General features: G+C 69.7%; 27 protein-coding genes. 13 read left to right on the top strand and 14 right to left on the bottom strand.

Features of this window, described 5'->3' with window-relative positions:
- Nucleotides 1–565: NUDIX hydrolase (locus tag ACLBXX_RS07840; RefSeq protein WP_447657577.1), on the bottom strand; the 565-nt coding region annotated here is incomplete at its 3' end.
- Nucleotides 566–614: 49 nt separating this feature from the next.
- Here ACLBXX_RS07840 and ACLBXX_RS07835 point away from each other — a divergent pair.
- The 3 genes from ACLBXX_RS07835 to ACLBXX_RS07825 are packed head-to-tail and all read left to right on the top strand — an operon-like array spanning nt 615 to nt 2,720.
- Nucleotides 615–2,096 (top strand): SDR family NAD(P)-dependent oxidoreductase, encoded by a 1,482-nt coding sequence (locus ACLBXX_RS07835; RefSeq protein WP_447657576.1) that lies wholly within the window; start codon nt 615–617, stop codon nt 2,094–2,096.
- Nucleotides 2,090–2,320, top strand: coding sequence for a putative acetyltransferase (locus tag ACLBXX_RS07830; protein ID WP_447657575.1), 231 nt, complete (start codon nt 2,090–2,092; stop codon nt 2,318–2,320). Before ACLBXX_RS07835 ends, ACLBXX_RS07830 begins: the two co-directional genes overlap by 7 nt.
- A gap of 43 nt (nt 2,321–2,363) precedes the next feature.
- Nucleotides 2,364–2,720, top strand: a complete 357-nt coding sequence (locus tag ACLBXX_RS07825) for a nuclear transport factor 2 family protein (RefSeq protein WP_387136700.1) — start codon at nt 2,364–2,366, stop codon at nt 2,718–2,720.
- Between the two features lie 41 nt (nt 2,721–2,761).
- Here ACLBXX_RS07825 and ACLBXX_RS07820 read toward each other — a convergent pair whose 3' ends face one another.
- Together ACLBXX_RS07820 and ACLBXX_RS07815 are read right to left on the bottom strand one after the other, a co-directional pair.
- Nucleotides 2,762–3,739, bottom strand: coding sequence for a zinc-binding dehydrogenase (locus tag ACLBXX_RS07820; protein WP_447657574.1), 978 nt, complete (start codon nt 3,737–3,739; stop codon nt 2,762–2,764).
- Between the two features lie 151 nt (nt 3,740–3,890).
- Nucleotides 3,891–5,312 carry a DUF222 domain-containing protein gene (locus ACLBXX_RS07815; protein WP_447657573.1) on the bottom strand — a complete coding sequence of 474 codons (1,422 nt, stop codon included), beginning with the start codon at nt 5,310–5,312 and terminating at the stop codon, nt 3,891–3,893.
- 403 nt (nt 5,313–5,715) lie between these two features.
- Here ACLBXX_RS07815 and ACLBXX_RS07810 point away from each other — a divergent pair, with 403 nt between their 5' ends.
- Entirely contained in the window at nt 5,716–6,828 is a 1,113-nt protein-coding gene (locus tag ACLBXX_RS07810) for a Fic family protein (protein WP_447657572.1), read from the top strand.
- Between the two features lie 65 nt (nt 6,829–6,893).
- On the opposite strand, the gene ACLBXX_RS07805 is transcribed toward ACLBXX_RS07810, so the two are convergent.
- From ACLBXX_RS07805 to ACLBXX_RS07785, 5 genes are all read right to left on the bottom strand, one after another.
- Entirely contained in the window at nt 6,894–7,652 is a 759-nt protein-coding gene (locus ACLBXX_RS07805; RefSeq protein WP_447657571.1) for an SDR family oxidoreductase, read from the bottom strand.
- 83 nt (nt 7,653–7,735) lie between these two features.
- Entirely contained in the window at nt 7,736–8,149 is a 414-nt protein-coding gene (locus ACLBXX_RS07800) for a hypothetical protein (RefSeq protein WP_447657570.1), read from the bottom strand.
- Entirely contained in the window at nt 8,146–9,030 is an 885-nt protein-coding gene (locus ACLBXX_RS07795; protein ID WP_447657569.1) for an RNA polymerase sigma-70 factor, read from the bottom strand. The genes ACLBXX_RS07800 and ACLBXX_RS07795 overlap by 4 nt, the downstream gene beginning before the upstream one ends.
- 47 nt (nt 9,031–9,077) lie before the next feature.
- Entirely contained in the window at nt 9,078–9,872 is a 795-nt protein-coding gene (locus ACLBXX_RS07790; protein WP_387136688.1) for an SDR family oxidoreductase, read from the bottom strand.
- A 99-nt stretch (nt 9,873–9,971) separates the two neighbouring features.
- Entirely contained in the window at nt 9,972–10,379 is a 408-nt protein-coding gene (locus ACLBXX_RS07785) for a VOC family protein (protein WP_447657568.1), read from the bottom strand.
- Nucleotides 10,380–10,502: 123 nt separating this feature from the next.
- On the opposite strand from ACLBXX_RS07785, the gene ACLBXX_RS07780 reads away from it, so the two are divergent.
- Nucleotides 10,503–11,243: an alpha/beta fold hydrolase gene (locus ACLBXX_RS07780; protein ID WP_447657567.1), complete on the top strand. Its 741-nt coding sequence runs from the start codon at nt 10,503–10,505 to the stop codon at nt 11,241–11,243.
- 140 nt (nt 11,244–11,383) lie between these two features.
- Nucleotides 11,384–11,734: a LysR family transcriptional regulator gene (locus ACLBXX_RS07775; RefSeq protein WP_447657566.1), complete on the top strand. Its 351-nt coding sequence runs from the start codon at nt 11,384–11,386 to the stop codon at nt 11,732–11,734.
- A 9-nt stretch (nt 11,735–11,743) separates the two neighbouring features.
- On the opposite strand, the gene ACLBXX_RS07770 is transcribed toward ACLBXX_RS07775, so the two are convergent.
- Entirely contained in the window at nt 11,744–13,408 is a 1,665-nt protein-coding gene (locus ACLBXX_RS07770; protein ID WP_447657565.1) for an ABC-F family ATP-binding cassette domain-containing protein, read from the bottom strand.
- 65 nt (nt 13,409–13,473) lie between these two features.
- Nucleotides 13,474–13,842, bottom strand: coding sequence for a VOC family protein (locus ACLBXX_RS07765; RefSeq protein ID WP_447657564.1), 369 nt, complete (start codon nt 13,840–13,842; stop codon nt 13,474–13,476).
- On the opposite strand from ACLBXX_RS07765, the gene ACLBXX_RS07760 reads away from it, so the two are divergent.
- From ACLBXX_RS07760 to ACLBXX_RS07750, 3 genes are all read left to right on the top strand, one after another.
- The gene (locus ACLBXX_RS07760) at nt 13,817–14,545 is read left to right on the top strand and encodes a hypothetical protein (RefSeq protein ID WP_447657563.1); all 729 of its coding nucleotides are present in this window, start codon (nt 13,817–13,819) and stop codon (nt 14,543–14,545) included. The genes ACLBXX_RS07765 and ACLBXX_RS07760 overlap by 26 nt on opposite strands.
- A gap of 117 nt (nt 14,546–14,662) precedes the next feature.
- Complete coding sequence (locus ACLBXX_RS07755) at nt 14,663–16,009, top strand: vanadium-dependent haloperoxidase (protein WP_447657562.1); 1,347 nt, start codon at nt 14,663–14,665, stop codon at nt 16,007–16,009.
- Between the two features lie 273 nt (nt 16,010–16,282).
- Nucleotides 16,283–17,188, top strand: a complete 906-nt coding sequence (locus ACLBXX_RS07750; RefSeq protein WP_447657561.1) for a patatin-like phospholipase family protein — start codon at nt 16,283–16,285, stop codon at nt 17,186–17,188.
- Here the strand turns inward: ACLBXX_RS07750 and ACLBXX_RS07745 are convergent.
- Complete coding sequence (locus tag ACLBXX_RS07745; RefSeq protein ID WP_447657560.1) at nt 17,181–18,395, bottom strand: ROK family protein; 1,215 nt, start codon at nt 18,393–18,395, stop codon at nt 17,181–17,183. The genes ACLBXX_RS07750 and ACLBXX_RS07745 overlap by 8 nt on opposite strands.
- A gap of 118 nt (nt 18,396–18,513) precedes the next feature.
- On the opposite strand from ACLBXX_RS07745, the gene ACLBXX_RS07740 reads away from it, so the two are divergent.
- From ACLBXX_RS07740 to ACLBXX_RS07725, 4 genes are read left to right on the top strand one after another with little or no spacing between them, the layout of a single operon-like run.
- On the top strand, nt 18,514–19,782 hold the full coding sequence (locus ACLBXX_RS07740) for an ABC transporter substrate-binding protein (protein ID WP_447657559.1): 1,269 nt from the start codon (nt 18,514–18,516) through the stop codon (nt 19,780–19,782).
- A 21-nt stretch (nt 19,783–19,803) separates the two neighbouring features.
- Nucleotides 19,804–20,736, top strand: coding sequence for a carbohydrate ABC transporter permease (locus ACLBXX_RS07735; protein ID WP_447657558.1), 933 nt, complete (start codon nt 19,804–19,806; stop codon nt 20,734–20,736).
- Nucleotides 20,736–21,653, top strand: coding sequence for a carbohydrate ABC transporter permease (locus ACLBXX_RS07730; RefSeq protein WP_447657557.1), 918 nt, complete (start codon nt 20,736–20,738; stop codon nt 21,651–21,653). The genes ACLBXX_RS07735 and ACLBXX_RS07730 overlap by 1 nt, the downstream gene beginning before the upstream one ends.
- A gap of 60 nt (nt 21,654–21,713) precedes the next feature.
- Complete coding sequence (locus tag ACLBXX_RS07725) at nt 21,714–23,405, top strand: glycoside hydrolase family 13 protein (protein WP_447657556.1); 1,692 nt, start codon at nt 21,714–21,716, stop codon at nt 23,403–23,405.
- A 431-nt stretch (nt 23,406–23,836) separates the two neighbouring features.
- Here ACLBXX_RS07725 and ACLBXX_RS07720 read toward each other — a convergent pair whose 3' ends face one another.
- The 3 genes from ACLBXX_RS07720 to ACLBXX_RS07710 all read right to left on the bottom strand — a co-directional run bounded on the left by ACLBXX_RS07720 (nt 23,837) and on the right by ACLBXX_RS07710 (nt 25,408).
- The gene (locus ACLBXX_RS07720) at nt 23,837–24,421 is read right to left on the bottom strand and encodes a hypothetical protein (protein ID WP_447657555.1); all 585 of its coding nucleotides are present in this window, start codon (nt 24,419–24,421) and stop codon (nt 23,837–23,839) included.
- A gap of 2 nt (nt 24,422–24,423) precedes the next feature.
- Nucleotides 24,424–24,996 (bottom strand): helix-turn-helix domain-containing protein, encoded by a 573-nt coding sequence (locus ACLBXX_RS07715; RefSeq protein ID WP_447657554.1) that lies wholly within the window; start codon nt 24,994–24,996, stop codon nt 24,424–24,426.
- Nucleotides 24,997–25,096: 100 nt separating this feature from the next.
- Nucleotides 25,097–25,408, bottom strand: coding sequence for a hypothetical protein (locus ACLBXX_RS07710; RefSeq protein ID WP_447657553.1), 312 nt, complete (start codon nt 25,406–25,408; stop codon nt 25,097–25,099).
- Between the last annotated feature and the right edge of the window lie 203 nt (nt 25,409–25,611).

Genomic DNA, 25,611 nt, shown 5'->3' with positions numbered 1-25,611 from the left:
GAAAGCGGAATGGATGAGTGCGCGCACGGTGGTGCTCCTTGGTAGATCTCGGGCCGCGGGTGCGCGGCCCCCGAAGGTACAGCGGTACGCCGCCCGCCCGCATTCCCCCGGTCATTGCAGGGCGCCACGGTGTCGCCGTTGCGCCGGGGGAGGGGGGGGGGCCCCCCCCCCGCCGCGGCCGCCCCCCCCCCCCCCCCCCCCCCCCGGGGGGGGAGACCCATCGGAGTTCCTCGATCTCGGCGTCGGTCACGGGCACCTGGTCGCCGATGTCGGCGACGAACACGTCCGCCACGACCAGGAAACCCGGTTCGTTTGCCGCTGCCGCCGTGTACAGGCCAAGCGGCTGCAGCTCACCGGGATCCAGCGAGAGCCCCAGTTCCTCGAACAGCTCGCGGCTCAGCGTCTCGGCCGGCGTCTCCCCGGCCTCGGGCTTGCCGCCGGGCTGCATGAACGCCGTCGTGCCGGCTTTGCGCACGAGCAGAAGCTCGTCGCGGTCGTTGAGGATGACCGCGGCCGACACATGGATGCTGCGCGTCGACGTCGATGCCGGGTTCGAGGTGCTCACGAAGGCACGCTAACAGGAACCGCCGAACCGGCCCGGCGTAGAATCACGTGTGCTTCCCGATTCCCCAGCCCCCTCCGACCTGCCGCCGAGCGGCATCGACCCGGAAGATCTGGCGACCACCCTGCGAGTGCTCGCCCACATGCCGGGCGTCGACGAGTCGCACCCCGACTACGTGGCCGTCCGCCGTGCCACCGCCGCGATGTTCAAGGCCGTCAAGAAGGTGCGGCGCCGGGAGATCCGCGACGCGATCGCCTCCGCCGACCGCGCGGTGGTCGCCGCCACGGCCACGGGAGCACCCGACCGGATCGATGACGAGACCCGCGGCATCCCGATCAGCTCGTCCACCACGGCCGCCACCGCGGGCACCCTCCTCAAGCCGCGCGCCTGCTACATCTGCAAGCAGCCGTACACGGTGGTCGACGCGTTCTACCACCAGCTCTGCCCCACGTGCGCGGCCATGAGTCACGCGAAGCGCAACGCGCGGACCGACCTCACCGGCAAGCGCGCGCTGCTCACCGGCGGCCGCGCGAAGATCGGCATGTACATCGCATTGCGCCTCCTGCGCGACGGCGCACACACGACGATCACGACCCGCTTCCCGCGCGACGCCGTGCGCCGCTTCAGCAGCCTTCCCGACTCGCCCGAGTGGATCGGCCGCCTGAAGGTGGTCGGCATCGACCTGCGCGATCCCGCGCAGGTGATCGGTCTGGCAGAGGATGTCGCTGCGGCCGGTCCGCTCGACATCCTCATCAACAATGCAACCCAGACCGTCCGCCGCTCGCCGGGCGCGTACCAGCCGCTGGTCGACGCCGAGCTGGCGCCGCTGCCCGATGGTCCGCTGCCGGAGCTCGTGACGTTCGGCCACACGAACGACCGTCACCCGCAGGCGCTCGAGCGCTCCGTGACCGTGCACCCGATCCTCGCCGCGGCCGCCGCGCGCGCCGACGAGCTGACCGAGCAGGCCATGGCCGCGGGCTCCAGTTCCCTCGAGCGTCTCGCCGCGGGCACCGCCATCGACGCCGGCGGGCTGATCCCCGACCTCGACCACACCAACTCGTGGGTGCAGAGCGTCGAGGAGGTCGACCCCCTCGAGATGCTCGAGGTGCAGCTCGCGAACACCACCGCGCCGTTCCTGCTCGTGTCGAAGCTGCGCGCGTCGCTGGCGGCGAGTCCGGCACGCCGCACGTACGTGGTCAACGTCAGCGCGATGGAGGGCGTCTTCAATCGCGGGTACAAGGGGCCGGGGCATCCGCACACGAACATGGCGAAGGCCGCGGTGAACATGCTGACGCGCACGAGCGCGCGAGAGCTGTTCGAGACCGACCGCATCCTCATGACCAGCGTGGACACGGGCTGGATCACCGACGAGCGTCCGCACCCGACGAAGGTCCGGCTCGCCGAGGAGGGCTTCCACGCGCCGCTCGATCTCGTCGACGGCGCCGCCCGCGTGTACGACCCGATCGTGCGCGGCGAGGCAGGCGAAGACCTGTTCGGCGTCTTCCTCAAGGACTACGCGCCCGGTCAATGGTGAATCTGCCCGAGCCGGGTCACCGGGTGGTCGTGCGCTACATCCTGCCGACCGGCCAGGCGACGGACGCCCTCGGCGAACTGCTGAGCGCCGATGCCGAATCCGTCGTCGTCGACGGCAAGCGCAGCGTCGAACGCATCCCGCGCGGGGCGATCATCGCCGCGAAGGAAGTCCCGCCGCCGCCCGCACCCCGCGCGCCGCGGCGCCCGCCGACCCACGAGCACTGACCCGCGGGGAAGAACTTCGCCCCGTCGGTGGTTCGACGATCCCATGAGCACAGTCGCAGAACTCCTCCGCCTGAACCTCCACGGCGTCTTCGGGAACCGGGATGCCGCCCAACGACGGGATGCGGCGGCCCGCGCCTACTCCCCTGGCGTGGTGCTGACCGACCCCGAGGGAACGGCCGTCGGCCCTGAGGCGCTTCTTTCCAGCGCGGAGGGGCTGCTCAAGGACGCGCCGGAGGAGTTCGTGCTCGTCGAGGACGGACCGGCCTACGTCTCGGAGACGACCGGGGTACTGCCGTGGGCGTTCGGGCCTGCCGGCGCCCCTGTCGTGCGCGGCCTCGATCTCATCACCGTCGAGAACGGCGTGATCACGTCGCTGACCGTCCTCCTGGCCGACGCCTGAATCAGCGTGGGCCGCGTCGCAGCGGCCCACGCGCACTCACCTCAGAACCGCAGCAGCACTTTGCCCGCGCGGCCCGGAACGGCGCTCGCGTCCGCTGCCTCGCGCGCCCGGTCGAACGGGAACACCTCGTCGACCGGCAGCGACACCTCACCCGACCCGATGCGCTGCACCAGTTCGGCGAACAGCGCGCCGCGGGTGGCGGCATCCATCGTCTGACTCACCTTGCTGCCCCAGAAGCCCTTGACCGTCGCCTGCTTGAAGATGAGGTCGCCCGCCGACAGCTGCAGCGTGCTCGAGCCCATCGAGCCGAACGACACGAGGGTTCCGCCCTCGCCGAGCAGCGAGAGCAGGTCGCCGGCTGCCTCGCCGCCGACGGAGTCGACTGCCGCGCGCGGAGCGTTCTCGCCGAGGATCTCCGCTGCCCGTTCCCGCCAGTCATCCGATGCCGTCGACACGACGTCGCCGATGCCGAGCCCGGCCAGTTCGGCGACCCCCGCATCGCGGCGCACCAGACCGAGAACATGGACGCCGCGCGCCGCGGCGAACTGGGCGACGAGCTTGCCGACGGCCCCGTTGGCCGTGTTCTGCACGATCCAGTCGCCCGGCTGCACGTCAAGGAAGTCGAGCAGGCTCAGGGCGCTGAACGGCATCGAGATCAGCTGCGCAGCCGTCTCGTCGCTCACGGCATCAGGCACGGGGACGAGCCCGGCGGCCTTCGCGACGAAGTACTCGCTCCAGACGCCGAATGTTCCGCCCGTGGCGACGCGCTGCCCGGCCTGCAGCGCGTCGACGCCCTCGCCGAGCGCGTCGACGACCCCGACGGCCTCGGTCCCGGAAGAGGCCGGAAGCTCGGGCTTGTAGCCGTACGTGCCGCGGATCGTCCAGAGGTCGTGGTTGTGGATCGGCGAGAGGACCGTCCGCACCCGCACCTGCCCAGGACCCGGCTCCGGCAGAGGTCGCTCCGCGACCTCCAGAACCTCGGTCGGGTCGCCGAAAGCGGAATGGATGAGTGCGCGCACGGTGGTGCTCCTTGGTAGATCTCGGGCCGCGGGTGCGCGGCCCCCGAAGGTACAGCGGTACGCCGCCCGCCGGCATTCCCCGGGTCATTGCAGGGCGCCACGGTGTCGCCGTTGCGCCGGGTGGGTGGTGGGGTTGGGGGTGCGGGGTGGTCTAGGCGGACCTGGCGTGTCTGAGTTCGTTCAGGAGGAGCCGGTTGGGTCCGCGCCATGGTCGGTGCGGGTCGATCCAGCCGGGTGGTCGCACCTGCGGGATGCCGTCGGTCATGCGGATCTCCCATCCGCTGGTCTCGATGCCATGGTGGTGGTGCCAGCACAGCAGTACCCCGTTGTCGACCGAGGTGGGGCCGCCGTTAGCCCAGGCGACGACGTGGTGCACCTCGCACCACGCGGCCGGGACGGTGCAGCCGGGGATGATGCAGCCGCCGTCGCGGGCGCCGATCGCTTTGCGCTGGTGGTGGTTGAACACCCGGTCCTCGACGACCAGCGCGGTGATCGCGCCGGTGGAGGTGAGGGTGAGCCGGTGGATGGTGCCGTGACAGCCGATATGCCGGGCGAACGATACCGGCACCGGCACCGGACCGCCCGCGGACTCCACGAACGCCACCCCGCCGGGGTCGGCCAGGTCCTTCGCGGTGGTGGTGACGATCAGCGTCGGCGCCGCGCCGCCCAGTGTCGGCGTCGCGGCCGCGCCGGCCGCGGCGGTCAGGATCGACGCGAACGCGTCGTGGCGTTTCTGGTCCACGGTCCGCGGATCCCCCACCCGCTCCGCCGCGTCTGACAGGTCTGCCGTGTCGGTGTCGACGAACCGGGGGCCGCGGTCCTGCACCCGCGGGTTCAGGTGCGCGTCCAGCAGCCGGTCGAATTGTGCGGCGACGTCGGCGGTGACATCCCCGGAGATGCGCCGCAGCCCGCGGTATCCGCGGCGGCTGATCCGGATCCCCCGCACCCGCTGCGCGTACTCCTCGTCCGGCAGCGTGCCGTCCGGGTCCAGGTACAGCGACCAGGTGGTCGCCATCACCGTCAACTCGTGGATCCCACACCCCGGCTGCCCGGTGTCACCGACGGCGGCGGCGACGAGTTCACCCTCGGCCGCCGCGATCTCGTCGACCGTGCACCGGCCCAGCAGCGGCCGCAACGCGTCGACGATCGTGGTCAACGCGTCCGCGCTCAGCCGCCCCGCAGCCAGCGCCGCCCGGGCATGCTCCAGCGGTGCCGGGCGGGTCTGCCCGGTCAACGTCACCCGGCCGGTGACCGCCTTCGCGTCCCGCAACCGCGCCCGCGCGGTCGCCGCGGACACCAACGTGACGCGCTCCACCAGCTCCTGCGCCGACGCGCACCCGAACCGCGCGGTGATCCGGTCGTCACCGAACTCGGAATCGGCACGCCGGCCGACCTCTCCGGCCAGCACCAGCCGGGCCGCATCCGTGACCCGACCCAGCTGTTCGACGACCCCCAACGCGGCCACCAACTCACCGTGCGACAACCCCCGCTGCGCCTCACCACCAAGCGGCGCACCGAGCGTGTCGCCGAGCACATCGACGATGCTCAAAAGCTCGGTCAGCGGGAAGTTCATACCCCCATCCTGCCGAGGACCACCGACATTCCCACGACCCTAAAGCGCTGGTCAAACCTGATTCTGTGGACAACTGCGAACCCATCCGAGTCGCGACGACTTGGGGAGGAATCAGCGCCGAGCGCTCCCCCGCCGAACCAGACGAGACGAGGCGCGGTGAACGCACGAGAAGACAGGCCGGACACCAAGATCGACTGCACCACGAAGGCCCCTACCCCGGGCTGACACCAGCCGGAGGTTTGTGCGGGCGGAACAGCGCTCCCCCAATTCCGTTTTGAATGCCTAAACTGGAATAGTGAGCACGGATCCCCTCCTCCCACCGCCGAACGGCGCTTGGCCGGTGCACGGCATCGAAAGGCGCGAATGGCGTCAGTCGGTACGCGGCGGCAGTCGAGAGGATCGGATGCTGCGCCACGTCGATGTATCCATCCCACCGCTCATCGCGGATCTCGCGTTCGAGGCGCCGCCCGGACTCGTCGCCGAGACCGAGCGGGCCGTCATCGAGATCGCGACGACCGACGCGGAGGCTCGCGCCCAGTCGCACGCCCTGGGCCGGTTCCTGCTGCGGACCGAGTCCGCGGCGTCATCGAAGATCGAGCGGGTCTCGGCCAGCGTCGGAGACTACGCACGTGCGCTGGCCGGCAGCCGCGCCAATCCGAGCGCCGTGAGCATGGTGGCTGCGTCCGCGGCCCTTCATCGCATGGTGCAGCGGGCGGGCGAGGGTGGCAGCATCCTGCTCGAAGATCTCCTCGCCGCCCATCGCGTGCTCATGAGCGATGATCCGGCCGAGTCGCCCTACGCCGGCCGGCTGCGGGACATGCAGAACTGGATCGGCGGGAGCAATCACAGCCCCCGGGGCGCACTGTTCGTCCCCCCGCCGCCCGAACTCGTCCCGCGCCTGCTCGATGACCTTCTCGCGTGGGCAGCCCGCGATGACGTGCCCGCCGTGATCCATGCCGCGATCGCGCATGCGCAGTTCGAGTCGATCCACCCGTTCACCGACGGCAACGGCCGCATCGGGCGCGCACTGATCAGTGCGATCCTCCGACGTCGCGGCGTCGCCCGCAACGTCGTGATCCCGCTGGCCAGCGGCATCCTCGCCGTGCGCGACGACTACTTCGCCGCGCTGACGTCGTACCGCGCCGGCGATCCCGTGCCGGTCATCGTGATCGTCTGCCGGTCGGCGGTCGCTGCCGCGGTGGCGAGCCGAGCATCGATGGATGAGCTGCGCGCGCTCCCGGACGAGTGGCGGCGCCAGCTGACGGGGCGCAAGAGCGCCGCGGCCGACCGGATCATCGACGCCCTGTTCGACAACCCCGTGATGGCGGCGGAGGAGTTGGTCGCCGCATCCGGGTCTACGACTGCCGCCGCGTACACCGCCATCGACAGGCTCGTGGACGCCGGCGTCCTGACCGAGATCACCGGACGCAAGCGTGATCGGGTGTGGGCCGCGACAGACGCTCTCGGCGAGCTGGAGGAGCTCGACCGGCGGATCCAGACCGCGATGACCGCCTGACCAGCCCTCGCAACGCCGGAGGGGTCCGCGTGCCCGTGGCACGCGGACCCCTCCGCATCCTGCGATCAGCTGCGGGGCGGGTTCGCCGGCAGCCACTCCTCGAGCGTCGTCTCGAACACCTGGACCCCGACCACGGGCATGAGCGTGCGCTCCTGCATCCGCGCACCGAAGTAGGGCGCCTCGGCGTCCGTCACGACCTCGCGCGGATCCCCGCGGAAGACGAGGCCGCGGCGCACCATCTCGTCGAGGCCCATCACCTCGGGTCCGGCGATCTCGGCGTCAGCGTTCAGCGGGGCGCCGGCGGCGGTGCGCGCGACGGCGGTCGCGACGTCCTCCGCGGCGATGGGCTGGACGAGGTTGCCCGGCAGGTGGATCGCGTCGCCGTTCCCCGACACTCCCGCGATGCCGCTGATGAACTCGAAGAACTGCGTCGCGTGCAGGATCGAATACGGGATGCCCGAGTCGCGGATCAGCTCCTCCTGCGCGGTCTTCGCCGCGAAGTACGAGATCGTGTTCGGACGGTTCGTGCCCACCACGGTGAGTGCCACGAAGTGCCCGACGCCCGCCTCGCGCGCTCCCGCGACGAGGTTCCGCGTCGACGTCGTGAAGAACTCCATCACGTCCGCCGGGGCGAACGACGGCGAGTTCGATACGTCGACCACGACATCCGCACCCTGCAGCACATCGGCGAGGCCCTCGCCGGTGATGGTGTTGACACCGGAGTTCGGCGATGCCGGAACGGCTTCGTGGCCGTGCTCGGTGAGCTTCGCGACGACCTTCGAGCCGATGAGACCGGATCCTCCGATGACGACGATCTTTGCCATGATGTGCCTTTCGTTCAGGGAGCGCGTGGGGCGGCGCTCACCAGCTAAGACCCTCCTCGCCGTCGATCTGTGACAGCCCGCACTCAACAACTCCAGTGCGTGAGCTTCTCGGGATTCAGGACGAGCCACGCTTCGAGGATCAGGCGCCCCCGGACGCAGATGCTGAGCACTCCGGCCACGCGCCCTTCCCTGCAGACGACGATCCCCGGCACACCGTTGACCGACTCCACGCGCAGCCGCGCCTCCTCGTCCAGCAGCGTGCCGCGGAGATAGCCGCCGACGTCCGACGCGCCCTCCAGCGCGGTGACCGGCGCCGCCACGACCCCGCCGCCGTCGACCGTGAGAACCACGCCGGGGTGCAGCATCCGTGTCAGCCCGCGGGTGTCACCCTGCTCGGCGACGGCGACCAGCGCCCTCACCGCACGCTCGTGCTGCGCGGCGCTCGAGCTCGAGGGTCGCGCAGAGCGGTGCAGCCACGAGCCAGGTCGCCTGGTCACGCCCCGGCCTGGGCGACGTGCCCGAGCTTGTCGGGGCTCATCACCCAGAGGAGGCGGCGGATGCCGTCTTCCGCCGCCGTGACCGTGACGAGGGTGGTGACCTCCCCGTCTTCCGAGAGGGTGGCTGCGGGCCGTCCGTTGACCTCGACCCAGCCGATCTGCTTGCCCGTCCAGAAGTGGCTGGAGAACGCGGCGACGAACTTGGCGACGCGACTTCGCCCGGCCACCGGGATGCGGGCCGCGAGCTTGACGCCGTTGCCGTCGGTGTAGCTGACAACGTCCTCGGCGAACAGCCGCTCGAGATCGCTGACGTCGCCCTTCTGCGCGGCGACGAGGAACGCCTCGAGCAGGCGCCGCTGCTCGGCCGCGGCCACCTCCGCCTTGCGCGCCGACTCGAGGTGCTTGCGGGCCCGGCTGACGAGCTGCCGGGCGCTCGCGACCGTGGCGCCGATGACGTCGGCGATCCGCTCGTACGGGTAGTCGAGCGCCTCGCGGAGGATGTACGCGGCCCGCTCGGTGGGTGTCAGCTTCTCGAGCACGAGCAGGATCGCGTACTGCAGGGCCTCGCCGCGCTCCGCGCCGAGCGCGGGGTCGGCGTCGGTGTTGACCGGCTCGGGCAGCCATGGCCCGATGTACGTCTCGCGGCGTGCGTGCGCGGACTGCGTGGCGTTGATGGAGAGGCGCGTCGCGACCGTGGCGAGGAACGCGCCCGGCTCGCGGATGTCGGCGCGGTCGGCGTTCTGCCAGCGGATCCAGGTCTCCTGGACGATGTCTTCGGCGTCGGCCACCGTGCCGAGCATCCGATACGCGATGCCGAAGATGCGCCGGCGGTGCTCGTCGAAGACGGTGACCGCGAGCGCGATGTCGTCCTGATGCGTCACCGGTTCCGTGTGTTCGCCCATTGCGTCTGCCGCTCCCATCGCCGCGCTCAGCGTACGCCCGCCACGGACGGCAGCAGCGCGTCGCCCGCGTCGCCGGGAGCGATCTGCCAGTCGTGGAAGCGCGTCGGCGCGAGGGTGGCGCCTGCGCCGGGCAGCAGCTCGAAGCGGTCGAGCTGCGCGCCGAAATAGGTCGCGAGGGGGTCGGCGACGACCTCGCGCTCGTCACGTCGGAACCGGAGCTCGCGCTGCGCGAGGTAGCCGAGCTCGAAGACCTCCGGTCCCGCGTGCTCCGTGATCCCGCCGGTGGGTCGTGCGAGCGCGGCGCGGGCCACTGCGGCGGCCACGTCGTCGGCGGCCATGGGCTGGATGAGGGCATCGGCGACGTGCGCGATCCCACTGCGGGTCGCGGCATCCGTGATGCTGCGGATGAATTCGAAGAACTGCGTCGCGTGGACGATCGAGAAGGCGCGACCGGATGCCGTCAGCAGACGCTCCTGCTCGGCCTTCGCCTGGAAGTAGCCGCCCTCGGAGCGGGCGAGCCGGTCGGTGCCGACGACCGACAGCACCACGTGATGCGCCACCCCGGCGGCGGCGCCGTAGGTGAGGAGATTCAGCGTCGACCCGTAGAAGAACTCGCGTGCACCGGCCTCGTCCGTGTACGACGAGTTCGACACGTCGACGAGGGTTTCGACTTGTTCGAGTGCCTGCTCCAGCCCTTCGCCGGTGAAGGAGTTCACGCCCACCGCTCGCGCCACGACGACGACCTCGTGCCCCGTGGCCTCGAGCGCGGTGACCACCCTCGAGCCGATCAGTCCGGTTCCCCCGATGACAGCGATCCTCATGTCGAACCCTCTCTGCTTCGTCGCGCGCGGAACGCGCGCGTCACAGCTGAGACCGGATGACTCGGCGATCTGCGACAGGTCCGCGGAGAATGTGCGGGATCAGCCGGCCGGAGCCTTCGGAGGGTTGTGCATGAACTCGATGCGGATGCCGTTGTCGTCCTCGACGAAGGAGGCGTAGTAGCGCTCGTTGAACCGCGGGTACGGCTTCGGATCGCGCACCGCGCTCCATCCCGCGCCCAGCGCGATGGCGTGGAGCCGATCGACGTCGTCGCGGGAGTCCACGGCGAACGCGAGATGCTGCCAGCCGACCGAGCCGTGGACATGAGGGCCGGTCCCCGGAACCCGCGCGGGGAAGAGGATCAGTTCCGTCTCGTCGTCCACGTACCAGGCGACCCCGTCGTCGCCGTCGGTGCGTTCCATGCCGAGCGCCGTGAGCACGGGATCGAACTGGGCGACCGCGCGGGGCAGGTCTTCCACGGTGATGCCGAGGTGATCGAGGAGGGGCATCGGGCCAGTCTCCCCGATGCCCGTGGCGTGCGCCTCCATCGACGCGGCCCCTGTCACAAGTCCGGGCCCCACTCGGTCCTAGCTCACAAGACCGCAAGACCCCACCCTCGAAAGGAACTCGACATGACCGCTCAGAAGCCCACCATCGTCCTCGTCCACGGCGCCTTCGCCGAGTCGTCGTCGTGGAACGGAGTCATCGCCCAGCTGCAGCAGCACGACGTCCGCGCGATCGCGGTCGCCAACCCGCTGCGGAGCCTCGCCGGCGACGCGGCGTACGTCCGCGACGTCCTCGCGTCGATCGAGGGCCCCATCGTCCTCGTCGGCCACTCGTACGGCGGGCTGGTCATCACCGAGGCAGCCGCGGGCAACGAGGCCGTCGTCGGGCTCGTCTACGTCGCGGCGTTCGTCCCCGAGACCGGGCAGAGTGCGTTCGAGCTGTCGAACAGCGCCCCCGGAGGCACGCTCGGCGACGCACTCACGGCGTACCCGGTGACGGGCGGCGGCGATGAGTTCGCCATCCGTCCCGAGTTGTTCCACCACCAGTTCGCCGCCGATGTCTCGCCCGAGGTGGCCGCGCTGATGGCAGCGACCCAGCGCCCGGTCACGCAGGCCGCGCTGTCGGAAGGCCTCCCGACGGATCGGCCGGCCTGGCGCGACATCCCGTCATGGCACGTCTTCGGCGATCAGGACCTCAACATCCCCGTCGCGGTGCACCGCGCCGGGGCGGAGCGTGCCGGCTCGCGTGGCACCCACGAGATCGCCGGCGCATCGCACGCGATCTCGGTGTCGCAGCCGGCGGCCGTGGCTGCGACGATCGCAGAAGCGGGCAAGGCGTACGTGGCTTCTCAGGAGATCGCCGCGTGACGGACCGGCGGCGCCCCGGACGATGGTCCGATCTTCGGGGCGCCGCCTCCACCGCGCGCCGCTGAACCGGCGCGCGCATCGCAGTGGCGGCGGTGGCTGCGGCAGACTTGACCTGTCCCTCGGTGCACGGAAGGTCGCCAGTGAAGATCAGTGAGCTGCAGCGGTTCGCCGCCATCGTCGACCAAGAACTGCATGTTCCGCGTGCCGCCGATTCACTCGGGGTCCCCTTGGCGTCGCTGTACTCGACGATCGACAAGCTCGAAGCGGAGGTCGGGCATCCGCTCTTCACTCGCAGCAAGCCGAGCTGGTCGCTGACCCCGGCGGGTGCGCTCCTGCTGGAGGAGGCCAGGACTCGGATCGCGCAAGCCCCGGCTCCCGTCACCGCACCGAAGGCTCCCGGGGGCGGCAAGGCGAAGGCCTCCAAGGGCAAAGGCCGTGCGCCCATCGTGAAGGGCCAGCCGAAGCCCTACAAGAAGCGCCAGGGGCGCTAGCGGTCGCGGCTACAGCTCGGTGACGCGCCCGGCCTCGACGCGCCAGTGGCGGTCGAGCTGCACGGCGTCGAGCATCCGCCGATCGTGCGTCACCAGCAGCAGCGTCCCCCGGTACGAGTCGAGCGCCTGCTCGAGCTGCTCGATCGCGGGCAGATCGAGGTGGTTGGTCGGCTCGTCGAGCACCAGCACGTTGATGCCGCGAGCCTGCAGAAGGGCCAGCGCAGCCCTCGTGCGCTCACCCGGCGAGAGCTCGTCGACCGGTCGGCCGACGTGATCCGCTTTCAGACCGAACTTGGCGAGCAGGGTCCGCACCTCGCCGGACTCCATGTCCGGCACGAGCTCGCCGAATGCCGCCGCGAGCGGCTGCGACCCCACCAACAGCGACCGTGCCTGGTCGATCTCGCCGATCTCGACGTTCGCACCGATGCTCGCCGCGCCCGCGTTCGGCGACTGCCGGCCGAGCAGAGCCCGCAGGAGCGTCGACTTGCCCGCGCCGTTGTGCCCCGTGATGCCGATCCGCTCCCCCGCATTCACCTGCAGTGACACCGGTCCGAGTGTGAACGAGCCCTGCTCGTAGACCGCCGAGCTCAACGTCGAGACGACGGTGCTCGACCGCGGCGCCGTGCCGATGGTGAATTCGAGCTGCCACTCCTTGCGCGGCTCCTCGACCTCCTCCAGGCGCGCGATGCGACTCTCCATCTGCCGCACCTTCTGCGCCTGCTTCTCGCTCGACTCGGTGTTCGCCTTGCGCCGGATCTTGTCGTTGTCGGGCGACTTCTTCATCGCGTTCCGCACGCCCTGGCTCGACCACTCGCGCTGCGTGCGCGCCCGCGCCACCAGGTCCGCCTTCTTCTCGGCGAACTCGTCGTACTTCTCGCGCGCATGCCGGCGAAGCGTCGCGCGCTCCTCGAGGTACGCGTCGTAGCCGCCGCCGTAGACGCGGTTCGAATGCTGTGCGAGGTCGAGCTCGAGCACGCGCGTCACGCAGCGCGCGAGGAACTCGCGGTCGTGACTGACCAGCACGACACCGCCACGGATGCCGCGTACGAACGCCTCGAGCCGCTCGAGCCCGTCGAGGTCCAGGTCGTTGGTGGGCTCGTCGAGCAGCACGATGTCGAACCTCGAGAGCAGCAGCGCCGCGAGACCGACGCGAGCGGCCTGTCCGCCCGACAGCCCGGTCATCGTCGCCAGGTCCGCAGGGGTGCCACCGAGATCGAGTCCCAGATCTGCGAGAACGGGGGGCAGCCGCTCCTCGAGGTCGGCGGCACCGCTGGCCAGCCAGCGGTCGAGCGCGGCCGAGTACATGTCGGCGGGATCGACGCCGTGCGGAGCGAGCCCGGGGTCGGCGAGCGCGGCGGCCGCAGCATCCATGTCCCTCGTCGCCTGTGTGCACCCCGTTCGACGAGCGATGTACTCGGCGACGGTCTCGCCCGCGACGCGTTCGTGCTCCTGCGGAAGCCAGCCGACGAAGGCGTCCGCGGGAGCGAGCGAGATGGTGCCGGCCTGCGGCTCGTCGATGCCGGCGAGCAGGCGCAGCAGCGTCGACTTGCCGGCTCCATTGGCGCCGACCACGCCGACGACGTCGCCGGGCGCGACGGTCAGGTCGAGGGAGTCGAACAGTGTGCGGTGGCCGTATCCGCCGGCCACGCCGCGCGCCACGAGTGTTGCGGTCATCAGCCAATCCTCTCAGCGCTGACAGACTGCGCCGACCGGCGGATGCGCGCGACATCGACTCCGGCTCACGCCGGCGCGTTGAGCCCGATCCTGTTCCCCTCGCTGTCCTCGACGTAGGCGTACACGCCGCGGCCGCCGGTGATCTCGGTCTTGGGTACGAGGATGCCTCCGCCCGCCGGCTCGACCCGCGCCAGCCACTCGTCGATCGAGGGACCCGCGTCGAAGTAGACGCGCGACCCGAAATGCGACGGCGTGTCTTCGGGGGCGGCGAACAGGCATCCTGCCGCTCCGCCGTCTGCCGCGGCGAAGATGGCGGTCTCCTTGTCAGGCCCGACCGGGAGCCGGATGAGCTTCTCTTCCGTGAGCGCCTCGTAGAACGCGATCGCTCGCGTCATATCGGTGACGGGGATGTCGAACCACACGACTCTGGCCATTGCTCGGTCCTCCTTCGGACGTCAGGCGGGCTTGCAGAATGAGCATCTCGCGGGATACGGACAGATTCTGTCCGCGATGCGATACCGGGGTGGTATCGATCATCTTGTGCGCATGGGACGGCGGGTCTACCGTCACGCCCAAGGGGAGATGCTCGTGCTCGCCTGGGGTCGATGGGTCGTGTTGCTGGGGGCGGTGCTGCTTCTGGCGGGCTGCAGCGCGCCCTCTTCCGCGAGTCGACCCGTGCCGACTCCCTCGCTCGAGGTTTCGGCGCCTCCGACCGCGAAGGAGGCGACACCGCCTCGGTCGGATCCCGCCGGCTCGGCCCTCGTCACGATCGACCCGATCGGATTCGGCCTTCGGCCCGGTTCCGGGTCCCATCGCCTGGAGGCGTGGGCGACGCAATACTGCGAAGCGGCCGGGCTGTCGCCATGCTCGGACATCGCCGATCGTGCGGAGCGCCTCTGCATCGAGCGATGGGATTGCCACCCGGCACTGCTCGTGCCGTTCAGAGAGGGCACTGCCGCGTTCCTGTCGGGCGGGCGGTTCACGTCGCCGGTGGTCTACGCCGTATGGCTTTCGGAGAACCCGATGGTCGCCGTGGCCGGAGGCAGCCGGCATCTCCTCGAGTCCTACCTGCTCACTGTCGGCGTGTGCCCGGACCAGGGCGGCGGGTATCCGCGCGGGCCGGAGTGTCCCGCATAGGAGGAGGCCGCCGGTTCTCCCTAAGGGCTATGCCCAATCGACGGCCGCGCGATGCGGTGGGACAGTGAGGCAGGCTACCCGAGCCTGTGCCTCAGATCCCCACTTGTGAGGTTGGTCATGAACACTCGTCGATCCATCGCCATCATCGCGGCCGCGCTCATCGCGTCGGTCTCACTCGGAGCCGCCGGGGCGTCGGCCGCTCCGCCGACACCAGCCGACGCCACCGCCGTCGTCCATTGGAATGAGGTGGCGGCGAACACGCTCGCCGCCGTTCCCGGGCCCGATGGCGGCGCACCGCCCGCCTACCAGCTGAACATGGGCATGACGCAGGGCGCCGTGTACGACGCCGTCACCGCGATCGGACCCAAGAAGTACCAGCCGTACCTGCTCACGCAGCGCTTCGGGGCCAAGGCGTCGGTCGAGGCGGCCGTGGCGACGGCCGCGTACGAGGTGCTCACGAACCTCGTGTCCACCGCACCCGAGATCGCTCCGTTCCCCGGCAGGGCGGGGTTGCTCGCCGGCCTGGATGCCCAGTACGCGACGTCGCTCGGCGCGATCGCCGACGATGCGTTCAAGAGGCAGGGCGTCGCGGCGGGCCATGCCGCTGCCGATGCGATGCTCCAGGCGCGGCAGGACGACGGACGATTCGGACCGTCGCAGTGGGTTCGCGACCCCCGCGCAGGGCACTGGTCCCCCCTGCTCAACACGGCGGGGCAGGAGATCCTCGACCCGACCCCCTGGGTGGGCGGCGTCGAACCGTTCCTCGTCGAGAGCGCGACGCAGTTCCAGTCGGCGCCGCCGCTCGCGCTCGACAGCCCCGAGTACGCGGCGGAGGTGAACGCGGTGCAGGCTCTCGGCAGGGCGACGGGATCCACGCGCACGCCTGACCAGACGTACGCCGCGAAGTGGTGGCAGTGGGCGCCGGTCCTCGGGTGGAACGAGGTCGCGCGCCAGCTCATCACAAGGAACGATCTCGGCGCAGGCGACGCCGCGAGGCTGCTGGCACTGCAGAACCTCAGCGGTGCGGACGCGGCGATCACCTGCTGGAACGACAAGTACGCGTACGACTTCTGGCGGCCGTGGAACGCGATCCCGCGCGCCGGCGAGGACGGCAACGGCGGCACGACCGCTGAACCCGGGTGGGCGGCACTGATCACGGCGCCGTACCCCGAGCACCCGTCCGGGCACAATTGCCTCGACGGCGCGTACGCCGCCGTCCTGCGCATGCACTTCGGCGACGTCATCGCGGGTGGCTTCCAGATGACGAGCACGTCCGCGCTGCTCGTTGCCGGCGAACCGAGGGTGCGCACGTTCCAGACGTTCTCGCAGCCGCTCTCCGAGCTGATCGACGCCCGCATCTGGGCGGGCCTGCACTTCCACCACGCGGACGTCCAGGGCCAGCTGCTGGGCCTGAACGTGGCGCAGTACGCGGCGGCCCACTACTTCCAGGCGGTGGGCCGCTGACGGCCTCGCGCACGCATGCGGGGGCGACACCCCGAGATCACCGACCGGCGCCTGCGCGATCGCAGGCGCCGGTCCGCGCCTGGACGGACGACGAGGTCTGCCGACTTGCGGCCGACACGTCCGCGTGCGAGGCTTGCCGGCGATCGTGATCGACGACGGGAGGTGAGACCCATGAACGCAGTATCCCCATGGGGTGCTCTCCCGCAGCGCACGATCGAACGGCCGAGATAGCCGTACGGGAGCCCCCACACGCAATCGCGAAAGGCGACTCCCATGAACTCAGCATCTTCACCTCACCCCGTCCCGCGTCGGGCGCTCGTCCTCGGCGGCGGAGGATCGGCAGGCAACGCCTGGCTGATCGGTGTCATCGCCGGTCTCGCCGAGGCCGGTCTGGACGTGACCGACGCCGACCTCATCGTCGGGACCTCGGCCGGGTCCACCGCCGCGGCGCAGGTCACCAGCACCCGCCCCGTCGATCTGTTCGCCGCGACCATCACCAGTCCGCCGCCGCCGTCCGCTCCCGGCGGCACCCGCGCTCGCCCCGCCGGGCCCGGCCTGCAGTCACGTCATCTCGACCGGATGAAGGCGATCATCGCAGACGCATCGGATGCGGATGACTGGCGCCGCAAGATGGGCAAGGAACTCGAGACGGATGCCGCGGCCATCACCTCTGCGCAATGGCGGGCGACCGTCGCGGCGCGGTTTCCGACGGCTCTCTGGCCGCGGCAGCGTGTCGTCGTCACCGCCGTCGACGCGCGCAGCGGCGCGCCCGTGGTGTTCGATCGCGACAGCGGGATCGACCTCGTGGACGCGGTGTCCGCGAGCTGCGCCGGCGGATTCGCCTACGGCATCGGCGACGCCCGCTACATCGACGGGGGCTACCGGTCCAACGCCGACAACGCAGACCTCGCGGCCGGCTACGAGCGCGTGCTGGTGCTGTCACCTCTCGGCGGGCGATCTTTCACCCCGGTGGAGTGGGGTACGCACCTGGCGACGCAGGTCGATCAGCTGCGCGCCGAGGGAAGCAGCGTCGAGACGGTCTTCCCCGACGCCGCCTCGCTGACCGCGTTCGGCGACAACATGATGAACCCTCTGTCCCGTCCCCGCGCGGCGCGGGCCGGCTACGCGCAGGCCCTCACCGTGGCCGATCGGCTCGCTGAGCTCTGGCGAGTCAGCTAGCGACTGCGAACCGGGGCAGATCGAGCGCACCCGTGCGCGCCGCCTCGACGGCGGCGCGCACGGCTCCGACCGACACGATGTCGGCGCCCAGGTCGGACGCGACGATCTCGGGTGCGGGCAGGTCGAGCTCCTGCGGCAGCGCGTCGAGTGCGGCGTCGATCACCGGCCCCGCACCGGCGGCGACCGCGCCCGACACGATGATCCGCCGGGAATCGAAGAGGCTCCCCAGTACACCGGCGATGACGGCGAGCGTCTCTCCCACCTGCCGCGCGACGAGGGCCGCGCCCGCGTCGCCTTCCGCCGCGAGCGTGAGCACGGTCTTGGCGTCGATCTGGGCGGGGTTCAGCCCACGGAGCGCGCTCGACGCCGGGAGCGACCCCTTCGCCAGCGCACGCCGTGCCAGCTCGGCCACCCGATATCCGAGCCCCCACGCCCCCTCGACGCCCGCGACGTGGTCGAAGGCGACCATCTCGGCCGCCCCGCCATGCGCACCCCGCAGCAGCGTCCCGTCGACCCAGACCCCCGCGCCGAGGCGCTCTCCCGCGAGCAGCGTCACGAAGTCGTCGTAGCCGACGGCCGCACCGACCGCACGCTCTGCCACCGCCGCGAGCGAAGCGTCGTTCTCGACCCGCACGATCGGCGCCCAATCGCCGAAGAGGTCGCCGAACGACGGGTTCATGCGGTGCCAGAAGTCATCGCGGTGAGGAGGCGACGAGCCGTTCCGGTCCACGGGCGCCGGAACGCCGACGCACACCGCGACGACGTCGGTGCGCGTGATCCCGGCGGCCGAAAGCGCATCGTCGACGACACGCGCGGCGTCGCGACGCCGGTCTTCCGCCGAATCCTGAGCGGCGTCCGCGGCCAGATGGCTCACACCTCGCGTGCCGCCCCGGAGATCCGCGACCGTCGCCGTGAGGCGCGCGCGACCGGCGTCCAGCCCGACCACGAATCCCGTGTCCGCGCGGAAGGCGAACCGTCGAGCCGGCCGCCCCTTCTGGTACTCCCCCACGGCACGGGCGTTCGGCAGCTCCGCGAGCAGGCCGCGCTCGACGAGTTCGTCGACGACGTCGATGGCGGTGGACCGCGTCAGCCCGACGTGTTCGATCACGTCGGAGGCCGTCAACGCGTCGGCGTCCCAGGCGAACCCGAGGACGGCGTCCAGACTCGCGCGGCGCAGTGCCGTCGGGGTGAGCAGCGATTGTGACATCGAGGTCTTGACCTTTCACGCGTTCCTCAGCATTACGGTCCACACCTAATTGATTCGCCGAGTAAATCTACTCTTCGAACCAACCAGTTCCCACAACCCACGCAAAAAGGACAACGACGTGCCTGCAGCATCCGTCTTCCTCCGCCGCGCGAGCGCGGCGGGCGCCGCCCTCGCGATCCTGGGCACGTCCCTGGTCGCGTGCTCCGGCGCATCGACCGGGCCGGCCGAGGTGAGGTTCCATCTCAGCAAGCCCGAGGCGATCCCCTACTTCCGCGATCTGATCGAGGAGTACAACGCGAGCCAGGACGAGGTCGAGGTCGTCTTCGACACGTCTTCGAACCTGCAGGCGGGCTTCCTGCGCGGCAACCCGCCGGACCTCGGGCTGCTCAACTACAACATGGAGATGGCGCGCTTCATGGAGCGCGGCGCCCTCAGCGACCTGAGCGACATGCCCGAGGCCGACCGCATCCTCCCCGAGGTGCAGGATCTGGTCGACCAGTACGCCACCTACCCCGGTCGCACGAGCGTACTGCCGTACTCGGTGATGGCGGCTTCGGTCATCTACAACAAGCGGATCTTCGAAGAGCAGGGACTCGACGTCCCCACCACATGGGACGAGCTCGTCGAGGTCTGCGACGCGCTGAAGGCGGCGGGGATCACGCCGTTCTACGCCACCTTCAAGGACCCGTGGACCGTCGGCCAGGGGTGGTTCGACTACGCCGTCGGCGGCGAGGTCGACGTCGCCTCGTTCTACGACGAGATGAACGAGCTCGGCACCGAGGTCGGCCCCGACTCGCCGGTGTCGTTCGAGAAGACACTGGCCGAGCCGGTCGAGCGCATGACGCAGCTCACGAGCGAGTACACGAACACGGATGCTGCCAGCCGGGGCTACGGCGACGGCAACCTCGCCTTCGCGAAGGGCGAGGCCGCCATGTACCTGCAGGGGCCGTGGGCGTTCGGCGAGATCGACAAGACGAACCCCGACCTCGACCTCGGCACGTTCCCGCTGCCGATGACCGACGACCCCGACGACAACCGGGTGCGGGTCAACATCGACCTCGCCGCGTGGATCCCCGAGGCATCCGATCAGAAGGAGGGTGCGCGCGACTTCCTGCGCTACCTGTTCCGGAAGGACGTCATGGACGAGTACAACGCCGCGTTCCTCGGCTACGGCACCACCACCGACTCCGCACCCGTCACCGACGAGCGCATCGTCGGCATGAAGGAGTACTACGACTCCGCGAAGTTCTATCAGGGCGCCTCGAAGGCGATCCCGCTGACCATCCCCACCGACAACTACATGCAGGGCATCGTGACCGGATCCGACGTCGAGAACACGCTGCGCGTGATGGACGCGGACTGGGCCCGACTGGCGATGCGCCGATAGCGCGACGAAGGGAACGCACTCATGGCAACCACCACGGCCACCCTCACGGTGCCCAAGACCGGCCGGCGCACCGGCGCGGCGACGATGCCGCGCACGCGCCGGCGCGTGGAAGGGGTCTACTACTTCTTCCTGCTCCCGGCGCTCATCCTGTTCACGCTCGCGATCACCATTCCCGCGATCATCGGGATCTTCTTCAGCTTCACCGACTCCATCGGGTTCGGCGACTGGGAGTTCGTCGGCCTCATCAACTACGTCGCCGTCTTCACCGACCCGGCCATCCTGCAGAGCTACCTCTTCACCTTCGGCTTCGCCGCCGTCACGGTCGTGGTCGTCAACGCCGTGGCGTTCCTGCTCGCGGTCGGGCTCGTCTCCCGCGTGCGGCTCAAGACCGGGCTGCGGGCGATCTTCGTGATCCCGATGGTGATCTCGGGCATCATCATCGCCTACGTCTTCAACTTCCTGTTCTCGAACTCGGTGCCGGCGCTCGGGCAGGCGTGGGGCATCCCCTGGCTGAGCGAGAGCATCCTCGCGAACCCGGACCTCGCGTGGGTCGCGATCGTGATCGTGACCGCATGGCAGGCGATCCCCGGCACGCTCCTGATCTACATCGCGGGGCTTCTCTCGATCCCGGGCGACGTGTACGAAGCGGCCGACATCGACGGCGCCGGCAAGACGCAGCAGCTCCTGCGGATCACGCTGCCGCTCGTCGCGGGATACGTCGTGATCAACGTCATCCTCGGCTTCAAGAACTTCCTGAACGCCTACGACATCATCGTCGGCCTCACCAACGGCGGTCCCGGCACGGCCACCCGCAGCATCGCGATGACGATCTTCACCGGCTTCTCGGGCGGCGACTACGCCTACCAGATGGCCAACGCGACGATCTTCTTCGTCATCGCGCTGATCCTCTCTCTCCTCCAACTCCGTCTCACCCGCGGAAGGAACGTGTTCTGATGACCACGCAAGCCGCCCTCGCCATCGAGGACATCAACGCCGAGCGTGTGCTCGACGGCGACTCCGCCCGCAAGCCCGCCCGATCGCGCTTCGCGATGGAGCGCGTGAACTGGCCCGGCACCATCGTGCTGATCCTGTGCGCCGTCACGGTGCTGATCCCGCTGTACGTCACGATCTCGATGGCGTTCAAGACGCAGGGGCAGGCCGTCGACGGCAATGCGTTCTCACTTCCGGCGCCGTGGAGCATCGACGGATTCACGGCGGCGTGGGAACTGACGAACTTCCCCCGCGCCTTCACGATCTCGCTGCTCGTGACGGCGTTCTCGGTCGCCGGCACGATCATCTTGGCCGCGCTCGCGTCGTTCGCCATCTCGCGGAACTGGGACCGCAAGCTCTTCCGGTACTCCTTCTACTACCTGCTCGCGGCGATGTTCCTCCCGTTCCCGGTGGTCGCGCTCCCCCAGATCCAGCTGACGGGCCTCGCCGGCCTCGACAACCCCGTGGGCGTGACGATCCTGCACATCATGTTCCAGCTGAGCTTCAGCATCCTGCTGTTCACCGCGTTCCTGCGGTCGATCCCGGGGGAGCTCGAAGAGAGCGCCCGTATCGACGGCGCCACGACGTGGCAGACGTTCTGGCGGCTGATCTTCCCACTGCTCGCACCCATGAGCGCCACTGTCGGGATCTTCGCATTCCTGGCATCGTGGAATGACTTCATGATGCCGTCGCTCATCATCTCCGACCCGGCATCGCAGACGCTGCCGGTCGTCCAGAACATCTTCCAGACCCAGTTCAGCAACAACTACAACGTGTCGTTCGCCTCGTATCTCATGGCGATGGCCCCCGCGATCATCGTCTACCTGTTCACCCAGCGATGGGTCATGGAAGGCGTGACGCAGGGAGCCGTCAAAGGCTGAGGCCGCGGCATCCGTCATCCCTCACCCGAACCGAACCCGAATCGAAAGGAAAGCGTCTCCGTGACGACTGTGCACCCCGCACCCTCCTCCTCCGACCAGCACGACCTCGAACTGCCCGCCTGGTGGCGCCAGGCAGTCGTCTACCAGGTGTATCCGCGGAGCTTCGCGGACGCCGACGGCGACGGCATCGGCGACATCCGCGGCATCACCTCGCGGGTGCCGTACCTGAAAGAGCTCGGGATCGACGCGGTGTGGCTGAGTCCGTTCTACCCGTCAGCGCTCGCCGACGGCGGGTACGACGTCGCCGATTACCGCGACGTCGATCCGCGACTGGGCACCCTCGACGACTTCGACGAGCTGCTCGCTGCGCTCCATGACGCCGGGATCAAGGTCGTCGTCGACATCGTGCCGAACCACACGTCGGATCAGCACGCCTGGTTCCAGGAGGCCCTGACCGCCGGGCGCGGCTCCGCCGCTCGTCGACGCTACATCTTCCGCGACGGCTCCGGTCCCGACGGCTCCGAGCCCCCGGCGGACTGGGTGTCGGTCTTCGGCGGCCCGGCGTGGGAGCGGGTCGCCGACGGGCAATGGTACTTCCACAACTTCGCCGTGGAGCAGCCCGACCTCGACTGGTCGAATCCCGAGGTGCGCGCCGACTTCGTGAAGACGCTGCGGTTCTGGAGCGACCGCGGTGTCGACGGCTTCCGCATCGACGTCGCCCACATGCTCACGAAGGACTTCGTCGACCCGCTCCCCTCGCAGGCAGCGCTCGACTCGATGCCCCGTGACGGCAACCACCCGATGATCGACCGCGACGACGTCCACGACGTCTACGCCGAGTGGCGGCAGGTGTTCGACTCGTACGACCCGCCGCGCACCGCCGTGGCCGAGGCATGGGTCGAGCCGTCGCGCATCCCGCTCTACGCGAGCTCCGAGAGCCTGGGGCAGGCGTTCAACTTCGACCTGCTCGAGGCCGACTTCGACCCCGCCCAGTTCCGCCGGATCGTCGGAGACAACCTCGACCTCGCCGCGCTCTCGGGCTCGTCGACGACGTGGGTGCTGTCGAACCACGATGTCGTGCGCCACGCCACCCGGTACGGCCTGCCCGACGCCGAACACGACGCCTTCGGCCGCCCCACGCGCAAGCACGGCAATGAATGGCTGCTGTCGGGCGGCACCGAGCCCGTGCTCGATGCGGCACGCGGACTGCGTCGGGCCCGGGCGGCGACGCTGTTCGTCCTCGGGCTGCCCGGCTCGGCGTACGTCTATCAGGGCGAGGAGCTGGGCCTGCACGAGGTGGCCGCGATTCCCGACGCCGAGCGGCAGGACCCGACCTTCTTCCGCAGCCCCGGCGAGGACATCGGACGGGACGGATGCCGCGTCCCGCTGCCGTGGTCGGCTTCGGGGTCTTCGTACGGCTTCGGTGACGGCGGCGCGCACCTGCCGCAGCCCGCGTGGTTCGCGGAGTCCGCGGTCTCGGTGGAGGACGCCGACCCCGCCTCGACGCTGTCGCTGTATCGCGACGCGCTGGCGCTGCGCCACGTGCTGCAGACCGGGGAGTCGCTGGAGTGGATCGACACCGGGCGCGACGACGTGCTGGCCTTCCGACGCCCGAACGGCTGGACGGTGATCACGAACTTCGGGGCCGAGCCGTTCGCACTGCCGGCGGGGCCGCAGCTCTCGCTCTCGAGCGGCCCGGTGGAGGGACGCCTGCTTCCGGGTGAGACCACCGTGTGGATCGCCGGGTCGTGACCTCGTCCACGTGACAAGAAAAGCCCCGGTCCTCGCGATTTCTCGCGGGGACCGGGGCTCCAACTCTGTATGACAACGGCAGTGGAGATGGGGGGAATCGAATTCTGCCGAGGCTCCCCCGCCATTCCGCGGATTGGCCCCCGAATCCGCGGAATTCCGCAGCTTTTCGGTTACGTTCGAGCATGCTCAGCGGGTCTCATTCGTGCTCGATCTGGTTCAGATGTGGGCAGATTGTGGGCAAATCGGTCCGCTCCGACAATCAGCCGCCCAGCGATCGCGGCCAGCGGAGTGCTCGATGAGAGCGGCTCCTAAGCGCAGCGCGAAGCGCGGAGTCTGGAAGGAGCGAGCGGCGAGAACGGAGCCGGTTGCGATCGCTACACTCCCGGCGTCGGAGCGCATCGATCCGGAGGCTGCACTCGGACGAATGGGCACTACAGCTCGACCGGCCCTGGCGAGGGAACATGCTCGGGCAGTCCCCCATCCAGGATGGCGTTGACCATGGCCACGGCACGGTCGGTGAGGGCATCACCTGGGTAGAAGTCTTCGTAGAGCTCTTCTGCTGCGTCGAGCGTCGTGACCTGGCAGAGTGTCAACAACTGACGGATGTCGTTGGTATCGCGGCCCGGACGATTGGCGCGCAGCTTCATCGCGAGCATCGCCTCCTTGTCTGCGACCTGGATGACGATGCCGTCCTGGTCGTAGATGGTTTCCCACGCGACCGAGCGTCGCCCGAATGACGGGATTGCGCCGGTCTGCTCGACGTCGAAGTTGAGCCACCCGGGATCCCACCCTCGTGCCGTGGAGACCCTCGCCGCTGCCGCGGCGACGTCGGCGTCGTTGCCTGGATGGATGTGTAGCGAGTCCAGATCCTGCGTCGTTCCGCGCGGAAAATAGCGAAGGGCGAGAGCCGCACCGCCGACGAGGCGGATGCCCGCGACGAGGTTCGATGAGCGCAGTTCCGCGATGAGCGCGCGGAGCCCGTCCAGGATGTCGTCGCGGTCGAGCGTGGTTGCCACGGTCAGACGCTCGCGAACGTGTCACGCCACGCGAGCACGCCCCGACGGGCGAACTCCTCGGGAACCTCCGACAGGGGCGGTGTCGGATCGGCCGGATCGATCACCAGCGCAACCGGCGCGGAGAGGTGACGACTGGGATCGTCCACCCACGCCGGGGCCGGCAGCTCGTCCTCACGTAGGCGCCACGCAACCAAGGCAGCGATCGCAGCATCCCAGGCGCGATCGGCCGTCGACTCCGGTTCCGCCAGACCGAGAACGCCCCGGACGAGCCCGTGCTCCGCGACGAGGTTGTCATTCAGCTGCAGCAGCGCCCGCAGCGCGAGTTCCCTGTTCCCGTCCGCGAGACGCGTACGGATCTCAGCCGCCACGGCCGCAGCATCGTCGCGCTGAGTCGGCGCGGAGTACAGACGGTGGCCCGCCCCTGCGAGCAGGCGCTCGACGGTACCGAAGTCGGTATCGCGCCCGCGCTCCGACCGCGAGACCCTGCTCTGATCGATCCGAGCACGGTCCGCGAGCTGCTGCTGGGTCAGTCGCCTGCTCTTGCGAGCGGCGCGGATGAGCGTCGAAGCCGTCATGCCGGACCTCCTTGCGTATGACTTCTAAGTCATAGTCTAACCGATGGATGCTGTCGAGGCAGAGTGGCCACCGCTCGCCCGCCGCAGCCTTGACGACCAGTTACGAGGCGGCGCGCTTCATCAGCGCCTGGCGGCTGAGCCGCGTGCGCGAACTCAGGGATGCCCAACTGCTCCCCGTCTCACGTAGATCGCGAACGAGTTGATCGCGCTCCCGGAGGAGTACTGTCTCCTGCTTGTGGAGTCGCTCGAGTTCCGTCGACAGTGCGCCGAGGCGCTTCAGCGCCTGATGCTCGCCGCCCCACTTGCCGACCAGACGCTGGGCAGCTTTCGCCGCCGCCGCTTCGCGCGCGAGCTGATCAGATTGCCGCTTCTGGGCGGCGTCTCGCTTAGCAGTTCGACGCCCACGAGCCATGTAACCAGGTTGTCACGCGATCCCTTTGTTCACAACGGTCCCAGGAGCACCCACAGAAAGTGCCTGCGTGCATTGCAGTCTTCTTTGTCGGTTGGCGGTGCGCTGCTGTTGAGGGGCGTCGATCGGGAATGGGTTCGGGCGGGGCATCTGCATGGGGCGGGAACATCGGCGAGAGAGCGTACGAGTCGACGGCTACGCGCGTT

The sequence above is a fragment of the Microbacterium sp. C23T genome (assembly GCF_053345975.1).
This window is presented reverse-complemented; position numbering and strand designations above follow the sequence as displayed.